Genomic DNA, 11,569 nt, shown 5'->3' with positions numbered 1-11,569 from the left:
TGGCTCGTCGCGCCCGCCTGTCCGAGTGGCCGCGCTACGCGTCGTCGCTGCGGGAGCGCCGAGCGGCGCGGCGGCGCAGACGCATCGGCAGCACGTACCAGCACAGGCCGAACCACAGCATGACCGTGCCGACGAGCACTTCGGCGAGGACGCCCGGGACCACGAAACGGAGCAGCAGCAGGAGCGTGCAGCCGATGGTCAGGGCGAGGAGGACCATGCCGCACATCATCAGGCGGCCCGCAGCCTCCACGACCTCGTCCTTCATCCGCTGACCGGACAGGAAGCGGTGGATGGAGACGGGCGCTATGAGCGAGGCCGTGGCCGCCGCGCCGAGCACCACGGTGGTCACGTAGATGCCGCGGTCCAGCGTCTCCAACTCCCTGAAGGTGGGGGTGAAGGCGACGCTCAGCAGGAACCCGAAGAGGATCTGCACGCCCGTCTGGGTGACCCGGGTCTCCTGGAGTATCTCGTTCCAGCGGCGGTTGACCCGTTCACGCGGTGTTTCCGGTGCTTCGGCACCGCGGCGCGGGCTGTGCCCGCCCGCGTGTCCGCAGCACGTGGTGTCCTCCCTCGCCGATTCGGTCGGCTGCTCCGTCATCGTCATGGTTTCCTCCACATCCCAGGCCGACCGTTTGCCCCGCTCGGACGTTTCTACGCAGGTCACATGACGGGTGAGGGCGGAGGCGGTGAACCGCTCGTGAGGTCGTCCGCCCCTGGCCGCACCGTGGGGCGGCAGCGTCCGCGTCCGTGCCGTCAGGTGGCGTAACGCGGCATCCCAGGGAGGCCCGCCGAGCGGTGGGACGAGCGGTCCGGTGGTTGAGTGATGAGTCGGACGCAGCGCGAAGAAGGGATGCTCCATGCGAGTGCGTGATTCCGTGGTCGTGATCACCGGTGCCTCCAGCGGTATCGGCCGGGCCACCGCCGAGGCTTTCGCCCGCAAGGGATGCGCTGTCGTCCTGGCGGCGCGGCGGGCCGAGGCGCTGGAGACGGTCCGCCAGGAGTGCGAACGCCGCCGTGGCGCCGAGGCGCTCGTCGTGCCGACCGACGTCACGGACGCCGCAGCCGTCCAGGACCTCGCCCGGCGGGCGGTGGAGCGCTTCGGCCGTATCGACGTATGGGTCAACTGCGCGGCCGTCACCGTGTTCGGGCCCTTCGAGGAGACGCCGCTGGAGGACATCCGCAAGGTCCTGGACGTCAACGTGATGGGCTACGTCCACGGCGCGCGTGCCGCGCTGCGCGTCATGCGCGACCAGGGCAGCGGAACGCTGATCAACGTCTCCTCCATCGTCGGAGTCGTCAGCCAGCCGTACACCCACGCCTACGGCATGTCGAAGTACGCCGTCCGGGCACTGAGCGCGAGCCTGCGCCAGGAGCTGAGGCTCGACAAGGCGAAGGGCATCCACGTGTGCACGGTGCTGCCCGCCACGATCGACACACCGCTGTTCGAGCACGCCGCGAACTACACCGGGCGCAAGGCGTTGGCGATGCCGCCGGTCTACAGTCCCGAGCGCGTGGCGCGGACCATCGTGGACCTGGTGCGCGTGCCGCGTCGTGAGGTCGTGGTCGGTCCGATGGGCCGCTCCATGGTGCTGGAGTCCAGGATCATGCCGGGCATGGTGGAGCGGATGATGGCCCGGCAGGTGGACAAGACCCACCTGTCCCGGACGGAGCCCGCCCCGGTCGGCCAGGGCAATCTCCACGTGCCCGCGCCGGGTACGGGCGCGGCCCACGGCGGGTGGGGCGGCCGCCGTCGTACCGCCGTACGGCGACTGACCGCGGCCACGGCGCTGGCGTGTGCGGCGGCGGGCATCGCGCGGCGGGTCCGGACTCAGTGAGCGGCTGGGACGCGCACGAGTTCACCGCCGCCGCGGGCACCCGTGTGCACGCCGCGCTCCTCGGGCCCTCCGGCGCCCCGGAGGTCGCGCGCGTCCATGGCCTGGGCTGCTCGTAGCGTGACTGGCTGCCGTTCGCCCGGGCCCTGGCTCCGCACGCCACGACCGCCGCGGTGGACCTGCCCGGATTCGGCCGCACCCGGGGACCGAGACGCGCGCTGGACGTGCGGGGGCTCTCCCCGGCGCGGATGCCGGCGTCCTCGTCGCGGAAGCGCCATATCTCGACACCGGTCAGCCGGAACGATGCCGCGCCGGCGTGTGGCATCGGTTTCACGTCCATCCGTGTGCTTACTCCCTGGATTCGTCAGGACTTCTGCGGGGGGACGACCTCGTCCAGGAGTTGGGGGCCGTTGTTCTGGACGCTGTTGACGGCCCTGGAGACGGGGCGGGCGGCGAGGTTGCCGTCGGCGGGCTGGGTGAGGAGGGTGCGGAGGTTTTCGGGGTCGTCGTGGTGGGGGTCGAGCCAGGCCTCGTAGTGGTCCGGGGTGAGGGCGAGGGGCATGCGGGGGTGGACGCGGCCGGCGGCGTCGGTGGCCTCGGTGGTGATGACGGTGCACGTCATCAGCCAGGCGGCGGGATCGTCGTCGTTCTTGATCTCGGGGTCGCGCCAGTACTCGTACAGGCCCGCGAGGGCCAGGACCTGCCCGTCGGCCGGGTGGATGAAGTACGGCTGCTTGCGGGTCTTGCCGGTGGCGGGATCCTTCAGCGGGGTCCACTCGTAGAAGCCGTCGGCCGGGAGGAGGCAGCGGCGCCGGGTGAAGGCACGGCGGTAGGCGGGCTTGTCGTGCACCGTCTCCATCCGTGCGTTGATCAACCGGGAGCCGATCTTCGGGTCCCTGGCCCAGGAGGGCACGAGCCCCCAGCGCAGCGGGCGCAGTTCCCGGCGCACCGGCGCGTCGGGGGCCTTCTCGCGCGGGGGGCGTTCCAGTACGGCGTAGACCTCGTCGGTCGGGGCGACGTTCCAGCTCGGTGCCAGCGTCTCTTCGGGGTGCCACTCGGCGACGTCGAAGAGACGGACGAGGTCCTGTGGACTGCGGGTGGAGACATAGCGGCCGCACATACCGCCACTGTGCCACGCCGCCCCTCGCGGGCGACGCAACCCGGGTCGGGGTGCCTCCTCAGTGCAAGGCCCCGGCCGCGGACATCACCCAGTCGGTCCGGGAGCGGACCGAGGCCGTCGGCGCCGGCTTGCCGACCCACCGGCCCACGGCCATGTCGGCGGTGATGCCGGGACCGAAGCCGGCGAGGATGCCGGGCGCGCCGTCCGGGGCTCCGCCTTCTTCGAACAGGCGCCTGCATGCGTCGAGGACGACGGCGCCGGCGATGTTCCCGTACTGGGTGAGCGTGGCCCGGCTGTGGCGGAACGCGTGCGGGTCGACGTTCAGGAAGCGGCACAGGTCGTCGAGGATCCGAGGACCGCCGGTGTGGATGTGTGCGGGATCAGGTAGGACGCGTTGCGTTCCAGGCCCAGCCCTCGGCCGCCCCGGCCGCGTACGACCGCCGCGGCGACCGCGTCACCGAACAGGCCGTCGGACAGCAGCGAGCCGATGTCCACGTCGGTGGGCTGTTGCGTTCCTCGAAACCGGGGTGGCGCAGGGTCTGCTCGATGGGCTGGATGATGTGGCGCTTCCTCACCCCGGTGTTGCGGATGAGTGCGAGGGGGAGCTGAGGGTGCGCGGCGTGCTGGCGCTCCGCCAAGGCGAGCGTCTCCTCCGCGGTGATGATGTGCTCGGGGACGTCGACGGCGGGATGGCACAGTACGGGCATGAAGCTCGGCCTTTCACTCGTGCTGGGCAGGGAGGCCCGACGTCCTGGAGACGGGCCTGTCGACCGGCCGGCAGGTCATCGGCCGCGCGTCACGGTGCTGCGCGCCGGTCCACTGCACGAGTGAAGACCTTCCGCCGCTGGGGAGGTCAGCGCGGGTAGGCCAGATGGGTGACTTCCGTATCCGGTGGCGGTTTTTGTTGGCCCGTCCGGTGGCGGCAGGGATGCGCCCGGGTGACAATCCGCCCCCGCCCGGGCGGGCCGGCCCGGCTTCTCAGCTCGAACGCGCGACGACCTGCCCGACGACGGAGAAGCTTCTTTCGCACTCCGGGCACGTCGCCTCGCCGAAGGCGTAGGTCAGGGCCTGCGCCACGTCCTCGTGGCCGTCCGCCAGGGCCAGCTCGTGGAGACGGCGTCCCGGGCCGTCGAGGGCGGCGGGATCGGCCGGACGAAGGAGGAGTGCTCTGACGTCTTCGGACAGGGCGTAGTCCTCGGACGTGCTGAAGAAGCCCCGCTCACCGATGACCACCCAGACCACCGTGCAGCCGTCCGGATCGGGGCACTCCAGCTCGTACTCCTCGCTGACGATGCCCCAGATCAGGTCCTCCGCCCAGTCGACCTCCCCCTCCAGGTTCAGCACCGTCTCCAGCAGGTGGCAGTACGCGTTCCGGTCCGGTGCGGACTGCCGCCACCGGTGCGCGGCGGCCAGCAGGCGTGCGACTTCGGAGGCGTGCCGCTCGCGCAGTTCCCGGGTCTCGTGACGTTGGTCGGCCTGAGTGAGGAGGGCACCCGCCAGGTGGAGCGCCGATGCCGCCGTGTCGGCGTCGTCGCCCTCGGCCATGGTCATCAGGGCGGGAAACAACAGCGGATCGGACACGTCGAGAGAGCCGTTGTGGTACAGCCCCGTCCACAGGTCGCTCCACGCCTGACCGTCGCGGCCGGTGGCGGCACGGTTCAGCAAGGTGGTGAGGAGGCCGGAGCCCGCGTCGTCCGGGCGGCTGCCGGCCGGGGAACCACTTGTCATCTCGTCATCCAAGCAGATCCACGGGGCCTCGTACTCCCGGATGTGCGGCTGCCCGAGGCGGTGGGGGCCCCGCCTCCGGGGCCCGGCCCGGGACACGGCGCGATGATCACGTGGACACCACAACGGGGAAGCATCGATGAGGAGTCCATCGCGGATCTCGTCCGGCGGCTCGTCGCGGCGGACACCGGTGGCTGGACGCCGGACGGGTGAAGGCCCTGGTGGGCGGGCTTGGTTGGGAGTGGACGGGGGCGGCGGACGAGACCGTCGTGGCCACCGGCCGGGCCACCGGCCGGGCCACGGGGGAGGCCCGTCTCCGCCCGGTCGGGAGGTACGAACAGGCCTACGTCAGCGGAGAGTCGTACGTGGAGCCGACCGTGCCGGTGGCGGTCGCCGCGCCGGACGCCGCCGCGCAGGCCGACGCCTTCCGGACCGCCCGCGAGGCCGTGACCGCGGCGCTGGGCAAGCCGTCCGTCATGGGATCGCACGGCGACTTGGGCCCCTTCTACGACAGCGGACCCCTGTGGGGCGCCCCCTTCGTGCCGCCACGGCGCGGGCGAAAGGGGTGAGCGAGCCCACCGACCTGATCGTCGGCGGTGAGGCCGAGTACGTGGACGGGTACGACGTCACCTACTACGGGCTCGGTCTGCCCACCGGATGACCGGCTGACCGGTCGGCAATTCGGCTGTCCGAGGGCCGGGGGTGCGCAGGCGAGCCTGCGCACCCTGGGTGCCAGGGCCGGTCAGGGATCGACGGTGATCTGCTGGGCGGGGTCGGTCGTGTCGGACACGGTGTAGGCCAGGTTGACGGTGGAGGTCGTCGCGCTGGTCGGGCAGCCGAACGTGCCGGTGACGGTCACGGGTACGACGGCGTTGACGAAGGACAGGCTCGACGGCGCGCCGTTGGTCCAGGTGCCGGTGATGGACGCGGGGCCGCTCGGTGCCGACGTGATGGTGCAGGTGGCGAGACCGGTGGTCTTCACGACCAGGCCGCCCTGGGGCACGGTCAGGGTTCCGGTGTCCGGGGAGCCGTTCTGGACCGAGATCCCCCAGGTGCCGCTGGTGGTGATGGTGGGGGTCACGCCGGGCATGCTCGACGTGCAGGAGCTGAAGGTGGGCGCGGCGAGGGTGGAGGCCACCGGGCCCGCGCTGTTGTGGTTGCCGGGGGCGGCCGGGACCTGGCCGGTGGTCGTGGAGACCGAGCAGGTCAGGGTCACGCTGCCCGCCTTGAAGGTGGCCTTGCCGGACAGGGTGGCCTTGTAGGCGTGCCCGGCCGGGGTGACGGTGGTCGACTCGGCGGCGGACGGTGCCTCGGCGGCGGTGCGCGCCTCGGCGGTGGAGCCGGCGAGCAGTAACGCGGCGGTCGCGGCGGTACCGGTGCCGGCGGCGAGCAGGGCGCGCACACGGTGGGGACGTGATGGCATGTCTTGACCCTTCCTCTCGAATCAGTGGTGTTCGACGGACGTCGGGTGAGCGGATGGTGTGGCGTCGTGCGGGGTGGTGGCCGTGGGGGGTGACGTGCGAGCGGGGACGGGTCCCGTGGGTTCCGTGGGGTCCGTGGGTTCCGAAGGTTCCGGGAGTTCCGAGGGTTGGGCGTATCCCTCGGGTCCGGCCGGTTCTGCCCGTTCAGCGGGCTCGGCCGGTTCTGTGGCCGCCGGCAAGGGCTGCCACGCGAAGATCATCGAGCCGCCGACGATGCCCAGGACCGTCCCGATGAGGAACCCGCCCAGGTTGGACATGACCAGCGCGGCGACGGCGAGGAGCACGGTGACCACGCCGGCCAGTCCGCGGTAGTGCGGCGCGACCCACGCGGACAGGCCCATCACGATCATCATCAGGCCGAGCAGGACCGACGGGAGCCCGGCGATGCCCTGCTGGAGCATGACCTCGAGCGGAGCCAGGGGCAGGACGCTGATCTCGGCGCCGGCGAGGACGGTGACCAGGCCGCCCCAGAAGGGCCGGCCGCGGCGCCAGGTGCGCCACGCGCGCCGGCTCAGAAACATTCCTTCGTCCCCTTGGTGATCTTCATCTTGAGCCCGGAGAGCTTGAAGGTGCCGGCGTTGGCGGCCCACGCCACCTGCTTGAGGCCGGTGATGGTGAGGTCGTCGGCCTGCTGAGAGAAGGCGTCCTGCATGCCCTGGGCGCCGTCGGGCCCCTTGTCGAGCGTGGAGGCGTCCCGGCCGATCTCGATGTTGCGGAAGGATGCGTTTCCCTCGAGCTGGGTGGCGTCGAGGAACAGGTCCTTCGCCTCGACGGGGGTGCCGCCGGTCCCGGCCGTGAGGTTCAGGGAGATGTCGCCGATCACCGGGAGACTGGTGACCACCGACTGACACAGGCTGTCGATCTTCGCGGTCCTGATGCCGACGGTGGCGACGGGGAGCAGATCGCCCCGGGCGTTGGTGTCGATGTTGCCGTACTGGGCGAAGCCCTCACCGGTGAGCCGGTCGGCGGAGACCTTGAACTGCTGCCCCGAGACGGCGAACGAGGCGGCGAGCGCGCCCTGGGCGAGGGCGATGCCGAGGGCGGCGGTGGCCGCGCAGCCGGGGACGGCGAGCAGCGCGAACCGTCTCCACCGGATCCGGCCCACTACCTGTCTGCCTTGCTCGTCTTTCATCCTCTTTGTCCTTTCGGTGGCGGAAAAGAGCACCCTGTCGGGAAGAGGCGTGACGGATCGACGGCGTGAGCGGGGCGGGCACGGGCCGCGCCGGGGTCGCGCCGTAGGAGGTCGTGCGAGGGTTACTGGCGAGTCAGGTTAAAGGCGCCAGTGGGTGTTGGCATAGTTGCCGGACGAACGGAAATTCGGTCATGTTTCCGCCCCGCGCGGGGCCGGGGAACCGCTTTCTTCCGGCCGCTCAGGGCGCCGATGCCGCTGTCGTCGACCATGGCCGGTTCGTTGCGCGGGACCCCTCCCCACCCCTGAGGCGAGGGAGACGCAGGTCACATTCCTCGCTGTCACATCCCTGCCGGGCCGTTCCGTCATACCGGTGCAGTCATCGAAACGGTGAAACGGCAGAGGAGAACAACACCATGAGCGCTCGACTGAACGTCTTCGGCAGCCCCCTCGCCGGGCAGGTCCTGAAGCACTTCGTCGCGGCGGGCAAGGCCATCGGGGACTCGTCGCTGCCCGCCGCGACACAGGAGCTGGTGAAGATCCGCGCGAGCCAGATCAACGGGTGCGGCTTCTGCACCGACATGCACACCAAGGAGGCCGCCGCCGCGGGGGAGTCGGCGGTACGGCTCAACCTGGTCGCGACCTGGCGGGAGGCGACGGTCTTCACCGACGCCGAGCGCGCCGCGCTCGAACTGGCGGAGGAGGGCACCCGGACAGCGGACGCGGCCGGCGGGGTCTCCGACGAGGTCTGGGCCAACGCCGCCAAGCACTACGACGAGGAGCAGCTCACCGCGCTCGTGTCCCTGATCGCGCTCATCAACGCCTTCAACCGGGTCAACGTCCTCGTCCAGCAGCCCGCCGGCGACTACCGGGTCGGCCAGTTCGCCTGACGGTCCGCCGTTCCTCGACCGAGCGGGCTCGCGGTGACCGCCGGCCGGAGCAGCGCCCTCGGAGCGCGCAGCGCGAACCACAGCCCGAGGACGAGCGCTACGGCGGTCACCGCGAAGCAGCCCCAGAACAGCGACTCGGCGGTCGGCGCGAGCGCGTAGGTGGTGCCGTCCTCCCACCGGCAGTACGCCCGTGGCGGGAACGGCGTGGAGACGCCCCGGACCTCGCCGTGCCCGATGACGCCCTCGCGCAGCGGTTCGGCGGGGCACGGGGCCGTCTCCGGGAACAGGAAGGCGTCGTCCGCGGTCACGACGGCCGACCACGCGAGGGCGGCGCCCGGCGCACAGCACAGCGCCACGGCCTTCACCCAGCCCGGCAGCAGCGGATACGCCAGGAAACCGCGCAGCGCGACCCAGCAGACCACGAGCGCCACGAAGACCGCGAGCGGTGTCATGTGGCCAGGGTGAGCAGGACGTAGGGCAGTAGCACGGCGGGCAGGGTGAGCAGCCCCGGACCGAGCGGACGCCGGCGGCTGCGCGGACCGAACACGTCGGCGACGAGAACGAGCAGCAGTACCAGCAGGCCGGTGACGACGAGTGCGCCCAGCACCCAGCCGCTGTTCTCGATCTGGTCGTAGGAACACCCGTCCAGGTCACGGAGCTTGAGGTCGTCGTAGTCGCAGTGCCCGTGGGCCGCGTACCAGCGGGCGCACAGCACCACGACGGTCATCGGGATGCCGATCAGCAGATTCACGAGCAGCGGCGCCCAGCAGCGGCGTATCAACTCGCTCCTTCCCGGTGCGGAAACGACCGGTCCGGTCGAGTGGTCGAGACAAGGGCTCTCCACCTCACCAGGGCACCGCGGATCGAGCTGTGGCGGAGGCCACTCGTCCGGTCACAGCGGTGTCACAAGATCCACGGATGGCCCGAAGCACGTACGATCGGCCGGTCCCCCGTCCGGATGAGTCAGTTGAGGTGTTCGCGCCCCGTGTCCCCGCTCGTCCCCCGGCCGCGTCCCGCGCCCGGGCCGCTGTCCGTGGAATGTCTCAGCCGCTGGGAGGACGGCGAGCGGCTGCCCGCGCTGCTGTGGGCGCCGGGGCCCGGACAGCGGATGATCAGCAACGCGGTCCTGGGCGGTGGCATCGGCGAACGCGCCTGGGTGCTCAACGCCCAGGTCGCCCACGGCTATCGGCGCCACGACCCCGAACGGCACCTGGCGGAGCTGGCGGACGCCATGGGCCTGTCCGGAGCGGGCGTAGGTCTGATGACGGCGGCCGATGTGTCGGCGTACGCCCACGCCGGCGACGGTGGCGCGGAAGCCGTCGTCACCGCCGGCGTGAGCGTGCGGGGCTGGGCCGCCTCCGCCGGGGAGGGCACCGCCGTGCCGGCCGCCCCCGGCACGATCAACATCGTCGTCGCGCTGCCCGTGCCGCTGACCGACGCGGCCCTGGTCAACGCCGTGGCGACGGCGACCGAGGCCAAGGTCCAGGCACTGCTGGACGCGGGCCTCGACTGCTCCGGCACCCCCACCGACGCGGTGTGCGTCGCCGCCGCCGTACCGCGCCCCGGAGACGAGGCGCAGGCCTTCGCCGGGCCGCGTTCCCTGTGGGGCGCCCGGCTGGCCCGAGCCGTGCACCGGGCCGTACGCGCCGCCGTCAGCCCTTGACCAGCAGGCCCCGGCCGCGCAGCACCCGCCGCTCCAGCGGGCTGAAGATCAGCAGGTCGATGGCGATCCCGACGAGCAGGATCAGGAAGATCGCCAGGAACACCTGCGACATGCTGGCGTTGTTCCGCCCGTTCTCCAGCAACTGGCCGAGGCCGACGCCGAGATCGGGGGAGGAGGCGATGATCTCGGCGGCCATCAGGGACCGCCAGGAGAACGCCCAGCCCTGCTTCAGCCCGGCCAGGTAGCCGGGCAGCGCGGCCGGCAGCACGATGTGCCGGGCCTCGCGCAGCCCGGTCGCGCCCAGGGTCCGCCCGGCGCGCAGGAACAGCGGCGGGATCTGGTCGATGCCCGCGACGAGGCCGTTGGCGATGGACGGAACCGCGCCGAGCAGGATCACGGCGTACATCATCGAGTCGTTCAGGCCCAGCCAGATGACCGCCGGCGGCACCCACGCCACCGAGGGCAGCGACTGCAGCCCGGACAGGACGGGACCGAGGGCGGCGCGGACGAAGCCCACCCGGGCGACCAGCAGTCCCAGCGGCGTGCCGATGGCGAGCGCCAGCAGGAAGCCGAGCAGGCCGCGGGAGACGGAGGTCCAGATGTAGTCGAGCAGGGTGCCCTGGAGCCAGGCCGTCTCCACCTCGCCCCAGACGGCGGCCGGGGAGGGCAGCTTGTAGTCGGGCGCGACCTTCGCCCACACCAGCAGCTGCCAGACCACCAGTACCAGCGCGACGGCGGTGACCGGCGGCAGCACCTTGCGCAGCAGGGTCTCGCGCAGCGGGGTGCGGCCCGACTCGACCGTCTCCAGGGCGTCCAGACCGGCCTCCAGGCCGGCCAGGTCGCCGCCGTCCTTGACGGGTGCGTCGACGGACGTGTCAGTGCTGGCCATGGCGGCGGATCTCCCCACGCAGTTCTTCGGTGATCTCCCGGGACAGCTCGGCGACGTCGCTGTCCTCGATACGGCGCGGCTGCGGGATGTCCACCGTCCACTGGCGCGCGATGCGGCCCGGGCGGGACGACAGCAGCACCACGCGTTGCGCGAGCCGCACGGCCTCGCGCACGTTGTGCGTCACGAACAGCACCGACAGTCCGGTCTCGCTCCAGATGCGGGTCAGTTCGTCGTGCAGTACGTCCCGGGTGATGGCGTCCAGCGCCGCGAACGGCTCGTCCATCAGCAGCAGCCTGCTGTCCTGCGCGAGCGCGCGGGCCATGGCCACGCGCTGGCGCATACCGCCGGACAGCTCGTGCACCCGCTTGCGGTGCGCGTCCTTCAGCCGGACGAGTTCCAGCAGCCGCTGCGCCTCGGGCCGACGCTCGGCCTTGGCGACGCCGCGCAGCTTCAGTGCCAGCTCGATGTTCTGACCGGCCGTCAGCCACGGGAAGAGGGCATGCTCCTGGAACATGAGGGCGGGGCGGCCGTCGGTCGTGACGGACCCGGCGGACGGCTTGTCCAGCCCGGCCACCAGGTTGAGCAGGGTGGACTTGCCGCAGCCCGAGGCGCCGAGGAGCGTGACGAACTCGCCGGGCGCGACATCGAGGCTGATGTCGTCCAGGACGAGCTGCTGCCCGGCGGGGCCCGGAAACGACTTCGAGACGTGCTCGATGCGGGCGGCGTGCGCGGCGGCCGTCGTCTCGGTACCGTCGGCGGCCTTGGCGAGGGTTGTGGCCATGGTCGTCACCTCCTGGGGACTCTCGGGTTCGTGGCCCGGCCGGTCGGCGGTGCGGCCGA

At 71.8% G+C, this 11,569-nt stretch carries 14 protein-coding genes and 1 pseudogene; 4 read left to right on the top strand and 11 right to left on the bottom strand.

Features of this window, described 5'->3' with window-relative positions; translation table 11 throughout:
• Window positions 1-34 precede the first annotated feature (34 nt).
• Window positions 35-604 (bottom strand): DUF6328 family protein, encoded by a 570-nt coding sequence (locus ACIG0D_RS26550; protein ID WP_399805585.1) that lies wholly within the window; start codon window positions 602-604, stop codon window positions 35-37.
• A gap of 253 nt (window positions 605-857) precedes the next feature.
• On the opposite strand from ACIG0D_RS26550, the gene ACIG0D_RS26545 reads away from it, so the two are divergent.
• Entirely contained in the window at window positions 858-1,835 is a 978-nt protein-coding gene (locus ACIG0D_RS26545) for an SDR family oxidoreductase (protein WP_399805583.1), read from the top strand.
• 361 nt (window positions 1,836-2,196) lie between these two features.
• On the opposite strand, the gene ACIG0D_RS26540 is transcribed toward ACIG0D_RS26545, so the two are convergent.
• The 3 genes and pseudogenes from ACIG0D_RS26540 to ACIG0D_RS26530 all read right to left on the bottom strand — a co-directional run bounded on the left by ACIG0D_RS26540 (window position 2,197) and on the right by ACIG0D_RS26530 (window position 4,680).
• Window positions 2,197-2,952 carry an SOS response-associated peptidase gene (locus tag ACIG0D_RS26540; protein WP_399805581.1) on the bottom strand — a complete coding sequence of 252 codons (756 nt, stop codon included), beginning with the start codon at window positions 2,950-2,952 and terminating at the stop codon, window positions 2,197-2,199.
• Between the two features lie 58 nt (window positions 2,953-3,010).
• A pseudogene (locus ACIG0D_RS26535) lies at window positions 3,011-3,659 on the bottom strand (hypothetical protein).
• Between the two features lie 271 nt (window positions 3,660-3,930).
• Entirely contained in the window at window positions 3,931-4,680 is a 750-nt protein-coding gene (locus tag ACIG0D_RS26530) for a hypothetical protein (RefSeq protein ID WP_399805579.1), read from the bottom strand.
• Window positions 4,681-4,898: 218 nt separating this feature from the next.
• Here ACIG0D_RS26530 and ACIG0D_RS26525 point away from each other — a divergent pair, with 218 nt between their 5' ends.
• On the top strand, window positions 4,899-5,246 hold the full coding sequence (locus ACIG0D_RS26525) for a hypothetical protein (RefSeq protein ID WP_399805577.1): 348 nt from the start codon (window positions 4,899-4,901) through the stop codon (window positions 5,244-5,246).
• Between the two features lie 173 nt (window positions 5,247-5,419).
• On the opposite strand, the gene ACIG0D_RS26520 is transcribed toward ACIG0D_RS26525, so the two are convergent.
• From ACIG0D_RS26520 to ACIG0D_RS26510, 3 genes are read right to left on the bottom strand one after another with little or no spacing between them, the layout of a single operon-like run.
• Entirely contained in the window at window positions 5,420-6,100 is a 681-nt protein-coding gene (locus ACIG0D_RS26520) for a hypothetical protein (RefSeq protein ID WP_399805575.1), read from the bottom strand.
• Between the two features lie 21 nt (window positions 6,101-6,121).
• A complete protein-coding gene (locus ACIG0D_RS26515; RefSeq protein ID WP_399805573.1) occupies window positions 6,122-6,679 on the bottom strand; it encodes a DUF6114 domain-containing protein in 558 nt (185 codons plus the stop codon).
• On the bottom strand, window positions 6,670-7,290 hold the full coding sequence (locus ACIG0D_RS26510) for a DUF6230 family protein (RefSeq protein ID WP_399805571.1): 621 nt from the start codon (window positions 7,288-7,290) through the stop codon (window positions 6,670-6,672). The genes ACIG0D_RS26515 and ACIG0D_RS26510 overlap by 10 nt, the downstream gene beginning before the upstream one ends.
• Window positions 7,291-7,703: 413 nt before the next feature.
• Between ACIG0D_RS26510 and ACIG0D_RS26505 the strand changes: the two genes are divergently transcribed.
• A complete protein-coding gene (locus tag ACIG0D_RS26505) occupies window positions 7,704-8,177 on the top strand; it encodes a carboxymuconolactone decarboxylase family protein (RefSeq protein WP_399805569.1) in 474 nt (157 codons plus the stop codon).
• Here ACIG0D_RS26505 and ACIG0D_RS26500 read toward each other — a convergent pair.
• Window positions 8,153-8,629 (bottom strand): hypothetical protein, encoded by a 477-nt coding sequence (locus ACIG0D_RS26500; RefSeq protein WP_399805567.1) that lies wholly within the window; start codon window positions 8,627-8,629, stop codon window positions 8,153-8,155. The genes ACIG0D_RS26505 and ACIG0D_RS26500 overlap by 25 nt on opposite strands.
• Window positions 8,626-9,021, bottom strand: a complete 396-nt coding sequence (locus ACIG0D_RS26495; protein ID WP_399805565.1) for a hypothetical protein — start codon at window positions 9,019-9,021, stop codon at window positions 8,626-8,628. The genes ACIG0D_RS26500 and ACIG0D_RS26495 overlap by 4 nt, the downstream gene beginning before the upstream one ends.
• A gap of 114 nt (window positions 9,022-9,135) precedes the next feature.
• Between ACIG0D_RS26495 and ACIG0D_RS26490 the strand changes: the two genes are divergently transcribed.
• The gene (locus ACIG0D_RS26490; protein WP_399805563.1) at window positions 9,136-9,840 is read left to right on the top strand and encodes an adenosylcobinamide amidohydrolase; all 705 of its coding nucleotides are present in this window, start codon (window positions 9,136-9,138) and stop codon (window positions 9,838-9,840) included.
• Here ACIG0D_RS26490 and ACIG0D_RS26485 read toward each other — a convergent pair.
• Together ACIG0D_RS26485 and ACIG0D_RS26480 are read right to left on the bottom strand one after the other, a co-directional pair.
• Window positions 9,830-10,729 (bottom strand): ABC transporter permease, encoded by a 900-nt coding sequence (locus tag ACIG0D_RS26485; protein ID WP_399805561.1) that lies wholly within the window; start codon window positions 10,727-10,729, stop codon window positions 9,830-9,832. The genes ACIG0D_RS26490 and ACIG0D_RS26485 overlap by 11 nt on opposite strands.
• Window positions 10,716-11,510: an ABC transporter ATP-binding protein gene (locus tag ACIG0D_RS26480; RefSeq protein WP_399805559.1), complete on the bottom strand. Its 795-nt coding sequence runs from the start codon at window positions 11,508-11,510 to the stop codon at window positions 10,716-10,718. Before ACIG0D_RS26480 ends, ACIG0D_RS26485 begins: the two co-directional genes overlap by 14 nt.
• Between the last annotated feature and the right edge of the window lie 59 nt (window positions 11,511-11,569).

Source organism: Streptomyces sp. NPDC052773, from assembly GCF_044547145.1.
Taxonomy (GTDB): Bacteria; Actinomycetota; Actinomycetes; order Streptomycetales; family Streptomycetaceae; genus Streptomyces.
Note: the sequence above shows the minus strand (reverse complement) of the source record. Positions and strands in the feature narration are given on the sequence as shown.

What these genes read in the sequence shown, in the direction of transcription:
- ACIG0D_RS26545 (WP_399805583.1), top strand. Translation starts at nt 858, where the DNA reads ATGCGAGTGCGTGATTCCGTGGTCGTGATCACCGGTGCCTCCAGCGGT.
- ACIG0D_RS26515 (WP_399805573.1), bottom strand. Translation starts at nt 6,679, where the DNA reads ATGTTTCTGAGCCGGCGCGCGTGGCGCACCTGGCGCCGCGGCCGGCCC.
- ACIG0D_RS26530 (WP_399805579.1), bottom strand. Translation starts at nt 4,680, where the DNA reads ATGACAAGTGGTTCCCCGGCCGGCAGCCGCCCGGACGACGCGGGCTCC.
- ACIG0D_RS26500 (WP_399805567.1), bottom strand. Translation starts at nt 8,629, where the DNA reads ATGACACCGCTCGCGGTCTTCGTGGCGCTCGTGGTCTGCTGGGTCGCG.
- ACIG0D_RS26490 (WP_399805563.1), top strand. Translation starts at nt 9,136, where the DNA reads ATGAGTCAGTTGAGGTGTTCGCGCCCCGTGTCCCCGCTCGTCCCCCGG.
- ACIG0D_RS26540 (WP_399805581.1), bottom strand. Translation starts at nt 2,952, where the DNA reads ATGTGCGGCCGCTATGTCTCCACCCGCAGTCCACAGGACCTCGTCCGT.
- ACIG0D_RS26480 (WP_399805559.1), bottom strand. Translation starts at nt 11,510, where the DNA reads ATGGCCACAACCCTCGCCAAGGCCGCCGACGGTACCGAGACGACGGCC.
- ACIG0D_RS26505 (WP_399805569.1), top strand. Translation starts at nt 7,704, where the DNA reads ATGAGCGCTCGACTGAACGTCTTCGGCAGCCCCCTCGCCGGGCAGGTC.
- ACIG0D_RS26520 (WP_399805575.1), bottom strand. Translation starts at nt 6,100, where the DNA reads ATGCCATCACGTCCCCACCGTGTGCGCGCCCTGCTCGCCGCCGGCACC.
- ACIG0D_RS26485 (WP_399805561.1), bottom strand. Translation starts at nt 10,729, where the DNA reads ATGGCCAGCACTGACACGTCCGTCGACGCACCCGTCAAGGACGGCGGC.
- ACIG0D_RS26550 (WP_399805585.1), bottom strand. Translation starts at nt 604, where the DNA reads ATGACGATGACGGAGCAGCCGACCGAATCGGCGAGGGAGGACACCACG.
- ACIG0D_RS26510 (WP_399805571.1), bottom strand. Translation starts at nt 7,290, where the DNA reads ATGAAAGACGAGCAAGGCAGACAGGTAGTGGGCCGGATCCGGTGGAGA.